Source organism: Okeania sp. KiyG1 (assembly GCF_014132355.1).
GTDB lineage: Bacteria > Cyanobacteriota > Cyanobacteriia > Cyanobacteriales > Microcoleaceae > Okeania.
The window spans coordinates 16,560-31,419 of the sequence record NZ_BLZO01000074.1; the positions used below are offsets into that span (position 1 = coordinate 16,560).

A 14,860-nucleotide genomic window follows, 5' to 3' on the forward strand; every position below is an offset into this window, starting at 1 on the left:
GAAGATCGACCGCTTTTATCCTCTTAAAAAAGGAGGCTTTCAACCACAATTTTTCGGTAACTGTATTTCATACTATTGGATTGTTTCACCTAAAATAGTCCATTAGCTTTTTTCGTCACCCCATCCCCCCCAAATTCCCCTCCACGGTCGGGGTTAGGGGTGGGTTCCCCTCCACGGTCGGGGTTAGGGGTGGGTTCCCCTCCACGGTCGGGGTTAGGGGTGGGTTCCCATCACCCCATTTTCTAATGCAACATTTAAGATGAAACAGTCCACTATAGTAAAAAGTGAGTGTTTAATACCAATTACCATCAATTCATGCTATACTCAGGTGACACTTCAATTATTAAATAATTAATACAGGCCGAATAATCTTTTTGATAATTATTAGTCAGTTCGTGTTAATTATTCTTCTGTTTACTGCGACATACAGAAGTTCCATGCAAATTCTCTCGCTACTCCCAAGCTAGAGAAAATGTAGAAAAGTTTTTGATAAATGGTATAATTTGTCGGTTTCCTTTCGGTCTGAAAATGCTAAAATTTTATAGTCTGAAAACTTTGACGCTATAGTAATTTAAAGCAATTATTTCACATTTACATCTATAAGAAGCGAAAGTCTTTGTGAAATTTTTTCAGTGAATTGGTATGAGAAGTAACTAATTATATTATGTCGTAATGAATTATCTGTTTTTGCAGTTCAAATTTTCAGTAAGTTTAGAGTTACTTTTTTACTGTTTCACTCGTAAATATCACAACAATATGAAAAATTATACCAGATTAATTATTAAGTTTCTGATGCAATAGTAAATATTCTTAATGGGTAAACGCCCCTCTCACATTACTTGTGAGAAGGGAAAAATAACTACATCACAGAAACAACTTCAACAATTTCAGGAATTTCTTCCCTAAGTTTGCGCTCAATACCCATTTTGAGAGTCATAGTAGAACTAGGACAAGAACTACAAGCTCCTTGTAGTTTAAGATTTACTACCGGACCATCAATTTCTACTAATTCCACATTACCGCCATCCGCCATCAGATAGGGGCGCAGTTCATCTAATACAGTTTCCACATTTTCTTCGGTTAGTTCTTTAGCCATTTTTTTCTCCTTGTTTTGTTGAATTTATAAAAATAAGAGAACTATGGTTCTCCTAAGTTAATCCTAACTGAATTAACATAAAAATAGACCAAAAGTTCAGATTATTCCTACACAACTGCTGGTTCTAGCAATTTGATATTAGAGTAGTTAAATTCCGTTGTTGTTACTTGACCTTTTTCTGTAGAATTGACTACCTGACGAGTCATTATGTAATAACTGCCAATTTTTTCATAACTGTCCTCAAACTCTAGTTCTCTTATGACTTCATTGGTTTGAGGGTTGCGGAAAATGGCATTATAGTCAGTGGCAATAAAACCTTCTCCTGTATCCAAGCTTTTGTGAGTATTAATTACGAAGGCCATTCGGCCCATTACCCGACTAACTAGACAAATTTCCCGGTTTCTAACCTTGTAATTTGACCCCATCGCATCACCTTCGACCAGAATTTCAACAGCACCAGTCTCATCCTGATCGCCCAGACTGAAGCTATTTTTACCATGGGATGCTTCAAAGGATGAACGTTTGCGGTGAGTAACTACGTCCCGCAGTTGAGTATAAACGCTTTGTTGTACTTCCTCGTCTGAGATACCCGTAACTTCTACAGTGAAGTCTGGTTTGATCGAAATTTGGCCATTGTACAATTCTGACCCTTGTTTTAGTTCAATATCGGCACTATAACCAGGAAAATTAGAGTCCCAAGTATAACGATATTCGTAGGCAGCTTTAAATAAATCACGAGCATTTTGTTCTGTCATAGAAATCTCTTTTTCTCAAAATTGTTTTGCATTATTTTACCATAAAAGAGTGATTTTAAAATTTATTAGCACTGCGTTCAACTCATCTGAATAATAGACATCTCCTCCATGCATAGGGAGTAGGGAGTAGGGAGTAGGGAGTAGGGAACCCACCCCTCGCCCCTCCCCTCCCAGGAGGGGAAGAATTGAGAATATGTGGGATAATTGATTTTATTTTTATTCTTGGAGATGTCTAATAAGTAATAAAAAATAGGCTCTCAAGTAGATCAATACCTACTATAGTATAATCAAATACAATCTTGATGACAAATTTGATTGTAAATACTTTAGCTATAAACAGCAATTAATATAGCTCGATTTTTCCACTTGTTTTCAGCATAAGGCGTTGGTGAATCAACATCAGAATTAAGATATTTGGACTAACCGTAATCAACAACTCTAATTATGAATACCCCTTTCATTACTTACTCCTGAACAACCCGTAATATCAAATCCGGTTGAATACTTATTATATGAGATGGGGGATGGGGGATGGAGGGATGGGGAGATGGGGGGATGGGGAGATTTAAGGCGAGAAAGTAAAGTGTGGATAGAATTATAAACATATACTGTATAACCGGATTCTATATCATAGCTAAATTCACCAACGCCCAGCATAATTAAATATCAAGTATAATCAAAGTTTGCGATCTAACTAAGTCAGGACTTACGCAAATTGACTGTTAAACCACCATCTGTAGGGGCGAATGGCATTCGCCCTCACTGGATTTAGTGTCTCTGCGTAAGTCCTGTAAGTAACTGAATAATTTCTGATGTACTTAATTTTTATTTCCTCAAAAAAAATTATCTTTTCTTTTGCGGGTATAATATCCCACCGTCAACGGGGGTGCTGAAAATTGTTGGCATTGCATAATTGCGGGATGATTTTGTCACCAGAGCAGAAACCATAATCCCCGTGTCTCCGCGTCCCCCTGTCCCCGTGTCTATCAAGAATCAAACAGCCCTAGGGGGGATACCTTCAGCATAGCTACCTTCTTCAAATAATCAGGAATTGTGACAATTTGTAATTGATACTAAATCAAAAATATGATATAATTGTTGAAAATATTTATTGCATTAGCACCCCATTTACAGGTAAAAAAAAACGGTGGTACTATTAACATGAAACAAGACCTTTCTAGCCAAGGCTATCAAATTATTAGAGAAATAGAACGTCACCAAAACCAAGGAGAAGTGACATACCAGGGACTAGCTCTCAAACAAGACCAAGAAGTTGTCATTAAAGAATTTCGTTTTGCAGATAGTGATGCAAATTGGGCAGGGTTTGAAGCTTATGAACGAGAAGTAGAAATTCTCAAAGAACTAGAACATCCTCGTATTCCCAATTATGTAGACTCTTTAGAAACCACCGAAGGATTTTGCTTAATTACAAAATATCAAAAGGCAATTCTTTAGCAGAAAAAAGAAATTTTACTCCCGAACAAATTAAGCAAATTGCTATTTCAACTTTAGAAATTTTAGTTTATTTACAAAGGCAAACTCCACCCATTATTCACGGTAATATCAAACCAGAAAATATATTAGTTGATACCCACTCCAACGGTGAAAGATTTCCTATTGCACATTTAATTAATTTTGGTTCTGCGCGGATCGGAATAGAAGATACTTTAAGTGATAGTGTCAGTGGTACTCCAGGGTTTATGTCACCAGAACAAGAATTAAATGGTACTGTCACTATAAATTCTGACTTATATAGTTTAGGCGCAACTCTAATCTGCTTGCTAACAGGTACTCGCAGTACAGACATCAAAAAATTAATAGACCGCAACTATAACTTTAACGTCAAAAAATTAATGCCACAACTGAGTACATTATTCACAATGTGGCTAGAGAAAATGGTATCTCCCAATAGCAAAGACCGCTTTGAAAATGCTGCAGCTGCAATGGCAGCACTGAGGCCAATTCCTATGTTTGGGGATGCTGCTAATTTTAAGAATGTGACGATGGCGATCAAGCCTGTAAAAACATCTGCAATAGTAGGAGTAGCAAGTATTGCTGCTCTTGCTATATTAGCTACCAGTTTAACAGTGTTTCGACAGCAACGACAACAAACTAATTTCCCAAGAACACAAAGACCTCAACAGGAAATTGTCACCAAAAAATCTCGCGTCAGAATGCAGTTGAGCAATTACGAACAACTGGAGAATGTCAAAGTTGTAACCTTCGTGGTGCTGACTTAGCAGCTATCAAAATTGAAGATGCTTATTTGCGAGAGGCAGATTTATTCAAAGCTAATTTGAGAGGTATCGATCTCAGGGAAGCTAGATTGCAAAATGCTAACCTCAAAGGTGCACAAATGCAAGGAGCAAACTTAATTAAGGCTAAACTAGAGCAAGCTAATTTGTCTCGCGCTCGTTTAGAGGGAGCAAATTTGATGGGTTCTAATTTGCAAAATACCAAGTTGGAAAGAGCTTTCCTTGGTGGAGCAACTTTGATGAGGGCAAAATTAGAGAATGCTAACTTACGACGAGCTAATTTATCTGGTGCAAATTTGATGAATTCTAATTTGCAAGCGGCTTTGTTGCAAGGTGCTAATCTCAAAGATGCTAAACTCACTAGAGCGAATTTTAAAGGAGCGAATTTAAGAGGAGCGAATTTAGGTGGGACAAGGATGAATCGTGCTAGTCTCCGAGGTGTCGATCTCAGGGGGGCAATTTTAAAAGATGCCAATCTCAGGAGAGCAGACTTAATAGGAGCAAATTTGGCTAATGCTAAGTTAATGGGTGTTGACCTTAAAGGAGCTAACCTCAAGGGAGCTAACCTGAAGAATGCCAATTTACAAGGAGCAAATATCGAAAATGCTAATCTGCAAGGGGCAAATTTGGAAGGGGCAATTATGCCTGATGGTAGTTTGAATGAGTAGTTGAGTAATTCAAAACTTAGGCATAATCACCACATATAGCAAAATTTGTATTGGCGTGACACAGCTAAAATGGTGGATTAGGTGGGGAGATGGGGACCCACTCCTAACCCCTCCCAGGAGTGGAATTTGGGGAAATGGGGAGATAAAGACACAGAAACAAAAATCGGTGGTGGTGCATAGTAATGGTAGAGAGAGTGTGGGGGATGGGGAGATGGGGGATGGGGGATGGGGGGATGGGGGATGGGGAGCGTGGGAGAAATTAAAAAATATATATCCTCACCATTACCATGCAGGACTACCCAAAAATCTATTACACAGTTTTAGGCGTGTCACGCCAGTATGGTGCGTTAGACGGCTAAAATCTAGACTGCGGGTGGCATTTAACAATCCGTCGTAACGCACCATTTTAGAAGTGTCACTCTACTACTGGACTGACACACCTTAAATGGTGCATTAGATTCAATTCAAAAGTCAAAAGTCAAAAGTCAAAAGTTAGAATTTTGGCGTTGCTGAATTGAAGTACGAATGTGCGATTGTTTGGTTCTGGTCCACGCCCCCGTGCATCCCCCAAAATTGGGGGACTTTTAGAGTTTTATTCCCCCCAAAATTGGCTTGCTCGGGGGGCTTGCATCATACCCAGAATCAGCAACGCCAGAATTTTCAAGTTAAAAGCTAATGCACAGTTTTAGATGTGTCACTCTACTACGCGAGCTAATATTTAGGGTTTGCTGAAAAAGTATGAGTAGTATGGGGAGGAGTCAGGAGTCAGGAGACAGGAGACAACCCACCCCTAACCCCTCCCTGGAGGGGAGAAATGGGAATGAGCGAGGAGGTAGGAGTAAGAATTGTCCCTTAATTTTTCTGCCTAACTCTTGCCTAAAATACTAACTTTTTGAGCGTGAAGAGCTGAAACAGGCGCACTGCAATTCGACCCCAAAAAGGCCAAAGTCTTTATATGTCAATGCTTTTAGATTTAATCAGCAAGCCCTATTTATTTGACAAACAGTCTTTTAGAACGGGAGCAAGATGCTCCCACTGGCTATACTATACACAATGTACCACTACCCAGTTTATCGCTTATTTATTCTCCAGAATTTTTGTTTCCACGTGCAGCATTCTGTCCTTTAAGACGCAGACTTACCCAGATTACTTGCTTGAGAGGTTCAGGTACTTCTGGATGTAATCCCTCTGATATTTCTTCAAAAGTTTTGATTGACCCTGGATAAACGAAAACTTGCCATCCTTCTTTGGCAAGGCAGGTAAACAAAGCTGACTCCTCAAGCAGATAGGTTCTTGCCAGATAGTTTTGCCGAAGTTCCCACACTTGCTCTGCTACCACTTGTTCCCCTCGGTTGAGATATTTTTGGGCAAAGGAGTCGATCGTGGTTTGAAAAGATTCGTTTTTTTTATAAAGGTTCTGAAGTTCCTCATAATAAATATTAAAGTCAGATTGCTTTTCAACTTCTGAAATCATCTTGAACTCAAATCGACATATTTGGGAGTATTCCTCAAACAGAAAACTGTTTTCATTGACAAACTTTTCTCCTGTACGAATTGCCTCTGACAAAGCTTCATCACCTTTTATACCCTGCCTCACTTCGATTGTCAGTCGGTGTATACTATCACCAACTAACACTAAACAATTCTTAAAGTTATCACTAATCCATTTGATACAGGCTTCAATTCGTTCTTTATAAACAAAATTTTTGCTTCCCAGACTGATGGCAAAAACACACTTCTCATGCTTAGATAGAGATGTACGCATACTCTGAGGAAATACTTTTGCTAATGTTGCTTTATACTCATAAATTTTACTCAAACTAGCCCTATCTTTTGTTAGTTTTTCTTGTATTTTGAGGGCAATTGCCTTACTGAGAGTAGATTGAAGCTTCTTTAGACGTTCCAGTGAGGGTTGACTCCAGTCAAAATTTTCAAAATTTTTAATTAACTCTTCTGGATCTTGATGATTGCTCATTGTATTGTACTATTTTCCTACTTGGCTTGAAACATCTACTATGTCGGCTTTTTAATTTCCACTTATAGCATTGTCAGGAACTTCTGAGTTATGAGTTCTTACTGTTGACTTGCGCGTAGCGCTATACTAATTATGTTAGATATTCTTGAGGGCAATCTTGAATGCAATCGCAATATAAAAAAATGATCCATATTATCTGCCGTCAAACTATGAATGCAGTTGGCTAACTCTGAAATACGGTTGAGGATTTTGATATATTTGCCCATAAGGTCAACAGATCAAAATCCTCTGTAAACAGGTGCAACGCAGAATTAAACTTCCGTTTCAAATAAAGCAAGTCGTAGTCGCTCGCTTGCTTCTTCCATTTCCGCCAGAGACTCAATGCTAACAAGCATACTACGCTCAATTCCCAAAATTTCTGCTGCTTTAGCCACAGCAGCTTTTTCTTTTTCTTGGTAAACTCCATCAGCTCGACTCATCTTAATAGCTTGGTATAACATGGAGCGGCGAAAATTCAGAGGAAAATCATACTTGATACCACTCAACAGCTCCTCTATGTTAGCGTTTTTCCAATCGAATTTGCGAAGCGCTTCAATGTACTCTGCAGGGTCTACCATCAAAAGTTCTTGTTCATCAATATACCACTGAAATTCTTTTTCTGCTAATTCGCCATCTGCTCCAGCGATGGCCATTAATGCGCCACCGTAGTTCACTGCTACATCAAAATCAATTGGTTTAGTCGCCTTATACCGATGTTCGGCATATTTTGTTAGCTGGAGACTTTTTCCACTACTCATATTTTACTCCTTTTACTCTATAGGTTGGACCGTGTTTTACTATATTTGAGATTGATTTATTTTGTCAAGGTTCGGGCAATGGTCTTTCTCAAACAATAGACATCTCCAGAAAAGAGAGAACAGGGAACAGGGAACAGGGAACAGGGAACCCACCCTCGCCCCTCCCTCCTAGGAGGTGAATAATTGATAATTTATGGATAATAATTGATTTTATTTTTGATTTTCACGCCTATGTCTAATAGACATCTTCACCAAGAGAGGGAGTAGGAAGTAGGGGGAAAGAATTGATTTACAGCGGTTTTCATTTCAGTAGACCACAGTAGGAACGTTGCATGCAAGGTCCCTACAGGGTTTTGGTTATGGCGATGTAGTTCATCAAGAGCGAAAAGCGCTGTATAGAAGCCAAATGGGTTCTATAATTGTCCTAACCTATTTGCGTAGTGCTATAAATAATTGACAACTAGCGATCGCCATAAAACTAATACGCAGCAGATTTATTTAATATTACTGAGCAAAGCAAAAAAAATTCTACTGACTCCTGACTCCTGACTCCTGATATCATGTCCGCTGGTATCGTTTGTGTAAAATCAAGAGTGAATATCTACAGGAAATTTACGTTTTTTCACGCTTTTAAGCCTTCTTCCCTCTTCCCTCTTCCCTCTTCCTTCTTCCTTCTTCCTTCTTCCTTACTTCACTATACAATACCGATGCTACCAGAGATGATATGAATCCTGACTTCCAGCCGTTTTGCTAGCGCACAACTTTCCTAACGGAATGCTACCGCAAACGTTAACACTCCGCGACATATAACGCGCAGCGTCTCCGTCAGGAGAAGGCTGTTAATTTAACGCGGAACCCGCACCTACAGGCGACCACCTTCTTCAAGGTTGATTGGTTTGTTCAATTTTGGAGACGATCGCTTGTAATTGTTGTTGATATTCAATATTTCCTTGCTGTTGATACAGTTCTGCTGCTTTGCGGAAGTCGGCGATCGCTTGTTGAATTTTTCCCTGTTGATAATAAAGGTGTGCTCGGTTGGAATATATCTGAGGTAGGTCTGGTTGGAGTTTGATTACTTGAGCGTAGTCATTTAAGGCATTTTGGTAATTTTTGACTGCATGATGTATGGTGCCTCTATTTCCATAGATTTTGATTTTAGTAGTTTCGTCGGTAGCAAATTCTAATGCTTTGTCGTAATCTGATAATGCGCCTTTGAGGTCTGCTAGTCGTTGTTTGGCGTAAGCTCTATTATAATAAGCGTCTGCCATTTTGGGATTAATTTTTATTGCTTGACTATAGTCTTCGATCGCTTGTTCATAATTTTTGGCTTGGAAATGAGCGTTGGCGCGGTTATTGTACAAAATGGCATCGTTAGGGTTTTTTTCAATGGCTTTGTTGTAATCATTGAGTGCCCCTTGATAGTCTTTCTGGGCTACTTTTTCTACAGCGCGGTCGTTGATTTTTTGTACTTTGGTTATTTTTTGGCAGGCTATGTTTAAGCTACTGAGTGTAGTAGCGATGCTAAGGATGAGAATTGTTTTACAGATTTTGTTCATAATAGGTGATTAATTGCAACTTTGATATTTACCGAACAAGACGATCCCCCCAACCCCCCTTAGTAAGGGGGGCTAAAGAATTTTAGAAATGAGTGCATAAAAATCTATACCTCGTATGAATTTTGCCATAGCAGCCATTTTTCACCCAGTTCCCCCCTTGTCAAGGGGGGTTAGGGGGGATCTAATATATTTAACAGGACTTACGCAAATTAACTTTGAAAACACAATATGTAGGGGCGAATGGCATTGGCTAGCGCCAAGCTCCGCTAACGCCCTCACTGGATTTAGTGTCTGTGCGTAAGTCCTGTTTAATTAACTACGACGTTTGCGTTTATAGCCAAGTAAAGCGATCGCTGTTAAACCTAGCATTGCCATTGTGCTTGGTTCGGGAACAGACTCTGGTTGCTCACCACCACCTGGTGGGGTAGGTTCAGGACTAGGGTCAGGTTCAGGACTAGGATCGGGTTCAGGACTAGGGTCCGGAGGAGCTGGTTGAGCGACTTGAGCAAAAAAGTTGTCAAATCCTACTCCAATGTTATTTTTTGCTGTTCCTGTAAATTCCAACAGAACAGAAGAAATATCTGTACTGAGATTCTCAAATGACCAAGGAGTAGCTACTCCATCACCAGTCATTGGAGAGTTTTTTGAGAAGTCAAGAGATTTTAGCTCATTCCCGAAGAGATCGCGTGCTACAACCCTCCATTTTTCCTTTTGTCCCTGTCGGTCAATATCTAAAATCTCGCCGGATGCAATTGATACAGGTAGATCGTATTCAATGAGAAGAGATTTCGGTGGTTTCTTCCCTCCATCGTCATCGGTTATAAAGAAACTACCGTTTTTACTTGTGCCATTTTTTGTACCTTTAGGGGTGTCTGCGGGCGCTCCATTTTGACGTGTGAATGCAGCACGAGGTCCACCAACTTCAGCTAATACAGGATATCCCCCACCTATGAGACTAAAAGTAATACCATAAGAATCTAGAAATTGATCGTGAATTTGCATCCCCTCATACCAGTTAGGTATGCTTTCAAAGTTGATAAGAGATGCGGCCTTAGCAGGTTGAGATGTGACAATTCCTAGAAAAAGGGAAGTAGTCACTCCAAGAAATATTGGACGAGTATTCGATGATTTCATAACTTTACCTTAATGAACAAATAATGATTGAGAGGCGATCGCTCCATTTGACTAAAAAAGGCGATCGCTAGGAGAAGACTGGAGGTAATTTCGTGTGAGGTGGTGGCGCGGGTGGTGGGTCTGCTAGGGTTGCTTTGACTCCGATGCCACAAGTAGTAGCGATCGCTACTAATACTGCTTGAGTGAGACTTGTTAACCGATGAATGGGAATTTGAGTTATTCTGATTTTTCTGAGTGACATTTGTTGTTCCTCATTAGTATGTCTGAAGCGGTGAATGGCTATAAAAACTAGCCTCTCTTTTCTGCTTCTAATTAACTTTTTAGGAGGGAAACTCAGAATTATGCAAAAGTAGTTAAATATTTTAGATAATTATTTATTATGTTTTTGAAGATTAAGAATTTGCGGATGTAATAGTATGATAAATTTTTATCTTTACCACCATATTTAGTAGGGGTAAACGGCCGTTTCCCCCTACAGATGCCGTATTATTTGATATTTTGTGTAAATCCTGATTATTTACTATCACAATATTTGGAATCTAACTCATTTATTTCACTCTTATCTAGTTGCCCGTCTAAAAATTTCGGCATAATATTGGCAAGAAATTCTTGTTTATAAGCCTTACAAACTCTTTGATAGAGAGTAGCATCATTTTCTATATATATTACTCCTAAAAATATCTCATTGTTGTATTTTTTGGGTCAGCTATAATTAATGAGAATTTAGTTCCTACGATCGGAGTTTGATATGTATAATTTTCTGTTTGATTCGGTACTTCTAATATTTCTAAATTATTCGTAAATTCATTTTTCTCAAGATAGTAACCTGATTGGTTTTTATTTCCACCATTTATAATCATTCTTGGTTCAACCTCCTTAGCTTTGTTGACTTGATTCAAAAAAGAGGGAAGAGCGATCGCTGACAAAATTCCAATAATAATAATCACGACTAACAACTCAATTAAGGTAAATCCTTGAGTGTTTTTTCGGTTGTTTAAACGCTGTAACAAAAAACGAGATAAATTATTCATTGTTCCTCTAATTCCAATAGTAAGTTAACATTTTTTCAAGGCTTAGTTCAATAATTAATAATTAATAATTAATAATTAATAATTAATAATTACCTCTTCTTTTCAAGGAGAGGATTGACTCAAAGGAAGATAAAACTCTGTACTTCATCAACTAGAAAACTGCTGTAAAAAGTAAGTTAACAATTTTTCCACAGCTTCATTCATCAGATTAGCAGGGGGATTTTCGGCTACAATACCTCTTAATATTCTGATGGCTGACTTCACAGAATATTGATTTTCTTGACTGGGAATTTCTCCCATTTCTGTCAAAGTTTTCACTTGTTGTAAGGCTTCTGTTTTATCTTCTGGGGTTAACCAAGTTTCCGTTTCAATAGCTAATTTTAAATCTGTCAAAATTTCCTCAAAATTAGGTTGATAAATTCCATGTAAGTGTCGCCAATTAGGAGGAGTTTCGGCTGGATTTTGACAAATTATTGGCAACCAACTTGCACTAGGAAATTTATCTTCTAATCCTTGTAATTTTTCCCTGGCTTTTCGCACGGAAATATATAGAGATTTACCACTAGAAAATAATTGCAGAAAATTCTGGAAAAATTCCTGGGCGACTATGTCTGGAACTGGTTCTCGCATGACTATAATTGCGGGGATATGTAGTTGAGCAAATTGTCTGGCTAAACCTAATCCATCACAAGAATTAAAAATGGCTAATTTGAGACCTCTACTAATAGCTGTTTTTAGGGCATTTTCTAATTCTTCAATTTTGATTTTGGTTTGATTATCTAAATCAAAGTATCCGGTACTTCCATCTTTTTCACTTTGACTATGACCGGAAAAACAAATAATATCCCAACCTTTGTCATCCCATAATTTTTGGTCTAATTCTTGCCTGGTTGGTTTGACTAAAGATAAGGTTTCGGCTTCATCTGGAAGATTTTCTAAATATTGTTTGTCTGCCTGAATATTGAGACCTTTGTCATGTCCAAAAATTGCTAAGATGCGGATTTTTTCCCGAGCAATATTTAACTTTTCAACTCGGTTAGCTTCTGGGAGAGCTATGGCAGTTTCAGCAAATTGATAATCTGAGAAAAAATTCCATAAATGCCAGGGAAGGCGTTGGATTAAATTATCTTCAGATTGAATAATTAATCGGATTTTATCTGAGGGTTTAATTTTAGTTCGTAGTTGATTTTCTATCCGAGCAAAACTGGGAAAACTTAACCATTCATTCAGGAGCGATCGCCACTCTTTCTCTAATTCTTGAATCTGACTAATTATTTCCTGTCTATCTTTTATAGAAAAATTTGTCGCCTGGTCTTTTTTGATTTTGATTCTAGGGGTCAAGCTTAAATCTTGATACAGTTCTATTAATTTTTGATATTTTTGGCTCCACTGTTGATAGAGTTGATAAATTTCTAAGTTTGAGGGTAATTTACTGGTAATATCCATTGGTAGAGGATGACTATCTGACCAGATATAGGCTTTAATTCTGGTAAAACCTTTTGCCAAGCTCCCACCTTCAAAATTGAGAATAACTAATTTTTCTCTGGTTATGGCATTGGCAGATGTTTGTGTTTTTAATATCTGATTCATGAAGAACATTCGATATTCAGTTTCCTCTGTTTTTCGATGGTAGAGACTAATTTGTTTTTCTATTCCTTCCAACTTTTGCTGATATTTTTCTTCTAACGCTATGACAGTTTCATCATAGATTTGTACAAATTCCTGATGGATTTTTTCTTTGTTAGTTTCTGGGGGTACGTCGATTTTTACTACTACTACTCCATCGCCTTTATTTTCCATAGATTTAATTTCCATCGGAATGCCTTGATTTTCTACTTGTACCTGTTGGAAAGATGACATAAAAGCTTTGAAGTTTAGACCATTTCGGAAAATTAAGTCTACAGTATTCAAGACTTCTTGGAATAATTTTGTAAAGTCTCCTGCTTGGAAATATCCACTACTGGGGCGACGTTCTCTGTCGTCTGTTTCTGGTTTTGGTTTCTCTAATAAATAGATATATTTTGATTCAATATTATCGAGGATGGTAGTGTGGTCGATATTCCAAGCTTCTAGACAGGTTCCTGACATTTGAGCGGTGGTAAAGTTAGTGCCTATTGCTAATGTTTCGGTTAAATTTGCACCCTTTAAGTTGGCAGCTTTAAGAGAAGCTTCTCCTAAGTCTGCTAGTTTGAAATTGGCATTACTCAGGTCGGCACTCATGAGGTTTGCTCCTCTTAAGTTGGCACTTATATATTGTTGGTCTCTTCCGTATCCAGTTCTTAATAATTCTCTGACTTTTATATCTTCTAATATAGTTGCTTCGACTCTGGCAAATTTTAAATATTTGGTTTGTCGCCAGAATGTTCTAGTAGTATTAGCAAATCGAAAATTTGTACTTTTAAGAATGGCGTGACTAAAGTCGGCATCGGTTAAATTAGCATTTTTAAAACAGGTGCCTCCTAGAGTTCCAATGGCAATAGCAAATTTAAGGATAAAAAGATTATTTTCGTCTTCGTTTAAGATTATTTTGGAGATACGTCTACCTATTAATATTAGGGTGAGAGAAAGAGATACAGTGAGAATAATAACCATCCATAAATAAGACATTTTGTCTATATAATGGTCATCCAAGCTATGAGTAGTAATTCCTGTGGCAATTACTGCTAGTATTCCTGCTCCAGTTACTGCTATATGTCCCAACCATTTTTCAGCAATAATTTCAGCTAAAGCTACTGCTAAACTGAGAGTAACAATTAAGACAAATATTGCGAATACACAGATAATAAAGCTAACAATTATATCAATGGAGCTATTATCATTTAAGTTCTGAACAATACTGTTAAATCTGAAATATCTTAACTTTCCAGTCCATTCAACAAACTGTGCTTCTGTAATTCCCAATAAACTCAAAAACTTTCCTAACAAAGCATACCATTCTCTAGCATTTTCCTCCCCAATACCAAGCACTCCTCCAAGTATGTAAATTATGACCATTATTATAGGAATGACAGAAAATAAATACCCTATTATTTTTTGAATGCTTTGACGAATAGTAATTATCAATATACTAATATTGACAAATTCTAGAAATATAAAAATAACTGCACCGACATTAATTGGAATTGGTTCGTTTGGTTTAGGAAGAAGAAAATCAATGGGAAGATAGACAGCAATAACTACTGCGATACCTGCAGTTATAGATAGGATAGCTGTAACAATAAATATGATGATTTTCTGAGATTTTGTTAATCCTGCTAAAGCATAATTGAACTTAGCACCTGTGAGATTTGCTCCAGTAAAATCTGCTCCTCTTATATCTGCAAAAGAGAAGTCTTGACCAGTCAAATCTCGATTTTTAAATGAACGACCTTGATAATTTTTTCGTGGTTGTGTGGATGTATGAATTAGCATTATATTTGCCCCTGAAAAATTAAGTGATTCTTTTTTATCCGCCAATAAATAAATTTCTTGGCTCACAGCAGAAGTCATCTAAAGATGACTAATAACTGTTAATTGATAACTGATAACTGTTAACTGATAACTGATAACTGATAACTGATAACTGAAAAGTGGTTGTTTAGATGAATGAATTA

General features: G+C 37.7%; 13 protein-coding genes. 4 read left to right on the forward strand and 9 right to left on the reverse strand.

The genetic code is table 11. From position 1 onward, the window contains the following. Nucleotides 1–859: 859 nt before the first annotated feature. Together SAGCYANO_RS16110 and SAGCYANO_RS16115 are read right to left on the reverse strand one after the other, a co-directional pair. Nucleotides 860–1,096 carry a NifU family protein gene (locus SAGCYANO_RS16110; RefSeq protein ID WP_202221016.1) on the reverse strand — a complete coding sequence of 79 codons (237 nt, stop codon included), beginning with the start codon at nucleotides 1,094–1,096 and terminating at the stop codon, nucleotides 860–862. A 107-nt stretch (nucleotides 1,097–1,203) separates the two neighbouring features. Further along, on the reverse strand, nucleotides 1,204–1,851 hold the full coding sequence (locus SAGCYANO_RS16115; RefSeq protein WP_202221017.1) for a DUF3386 domain-containing protein: 648 nt from the start codon (nucleotides 1,849–1,851) through the stop codon (nucleotides 1,204–1,206). A 1,098-nt stretch (nucleotides 1,852–2,949) separates the two neighbouring features. Between SAGCYANO_RS16115 and SAGCYANO_RS16120 the strand changes: the two genes are divergently transcribed. The 4 genes from SAGCYANO_RS16120 to SAGCYANO_RS16135 are packed head-to-tail and all read left to right on the forward strand — an operon-like array spanning nucleotide 2,950 to nucleotide 5,171. Then, the gene (locus SAGCYANO_RS16120; protein WP_202221018.1) at nucleotides 2,950–3,306 is read left to right on the forward strand and encodes a protein kinase family protein; all 357 of its coding nucleotides are present in this window, start codon (nucleotides 2,950–2,952) and stop codon (nucleotides 3,304–3,306) included. After that, entirely contained in the window at nucleotides 3,270–4,091 is an 822-nt protein-coding gene (locus SAGCYANO_RS16125) for a protein kinase (RefSeq protein WP_202221019.1), read from the forward strand. The genes SAGCYANO_RS16120 and SAGCYANO_RS16125 overlap by 37 nt, the downstream gene beginning before the upstream one ends. 11 nt (nucleotides 4,092–4,102) lie before the next feature. Further along, nucleotides 4,103–4,774, forward strand: a complete 672-nt coding sequence (locus SAGCYANO_RS16130; protein ID WP_375339948.1) for a pentapeptide repeat-containing protein — start codon at nucleotides 4,103–4,105, stop codon at nucleotides 4,772–4,774. 55 nt (nucleotides 4,775–4,829) lie between these two features. Next, entirely contained in the window at nucleotides 4,830–5,171 is a 342-nt protein-coding gene (locus SAGCYANO_RS16135) for a hypothetical protein (protein WP_237396221.1), read from the forward strand. Between the two features lie 684 nt (nucleotides 5,172–5,855). On the opposite strand, the gene SAGCYANO_RS16140 is transcribed toward SAGCYANO_RS16135, so the two are convergent. The 7 genes from SAGCYANO_RS16140 to SAGCYANO_RS16170 all read right to left on the reverse strand — a co-directional run bounded on the left by SAGCYANO_RS16140 (nucleotide 5,856) and on the right by SAGCYANO_RS16170 (nucleotide 14,678). Next, nucleotides 5,856–6,749, reverse strand: coding sequence for a tRNA-dependent cyclodipeptide synthase (locus tag SAGCYANO_RS16140; protein ID WP_202221022.1), 894 nt, complete (start codon nucleotides 6,747–6,749; stop codon nucleotides 5,856–5,858). A gap of 311 nt (nucleotides 6,750–7,060) precedes the next feature. Then, entirely contained in the window at nucleotides 7,061–7,546 is a 486-nt protein-coding gene (locus SAGCYANO_RS16145) for a TerB family tellurite resistance protein (protein WP_202221023.1), read from the reverse strand. A gap of 881 nt (nucleotides 7,547–8,427) precedes the next feature. Continuing rightward, nucleotides 8,428–9,102: a tetratricopeptide repeat protein gene (locus SAGCYANO_RS16150; RefSeq protein ID WP_202221024.1), complete on the reverse strand. Its 675-nt coding sequence runs from the start codon at nucleotides 9,100–9,102 to the stop codon at nucleotides 8,428–8,430. A 312-nt stretch (nucleotides 9,103–9,414) separates the two neighbouring features. Beyond that, the gene (locus SAGCYANO_RS16155; protein WP_202221025.1) at nucleotides 9,415–10,236 is read right to left on the reverse strand and encodes a PEP-CTERM sorting domain-containing protein; all 822 of its coding nucleotides are present in this window, start codon (nucleotides 10,234–10,236) and stop codon (nucleotides 9,415–9,417) included. 67 nt (nucleotides 10,237–10,303) lie between these two features. Then, the gene (locus SAGCYANO_RS16160; RefSeq protein WP_202221026.1) at nucleotides 10,304–10,477 is read right to left on the reverse strand and encodes a hypothetical protein; all 174 of its coding nucleotides are present in this window, start codon (nucleotides 10,475–10,477) and stop codon (nucleotides 10,304–10,306) included. 430 nt (nucleotides 10,478–10,907) lie between these two features. Next, nucleotides 10,908–11,267, reverse strand: coding sequence for a prepilin-type N-terminal cleavage/methylation domain-containing protein (locus tag SAGCYANO_RS16165; protein WP_202221027.1), 360 nt, complete (start codon nucleotides 11,265–11,267; stop codon nucleotides 10,908–10,910). Nucleotides 11,268–11,414: 147 nt separating this feature from the next. Next, nucleotides 11,415–14,678: a pentapeptide repeat-containing protein gene (locus SAGCYANO_RS16170; protein ID WP_237396222.1), complete on the reverse strand. Its 3,264-nt coding sequence runs from the start codon at nucleotides 14,676–14,678 to the stop codon at nucleotides 11,415–11,417. Nucleotides 14,679–14,860 lie beyond the last annotated feature (182 nt).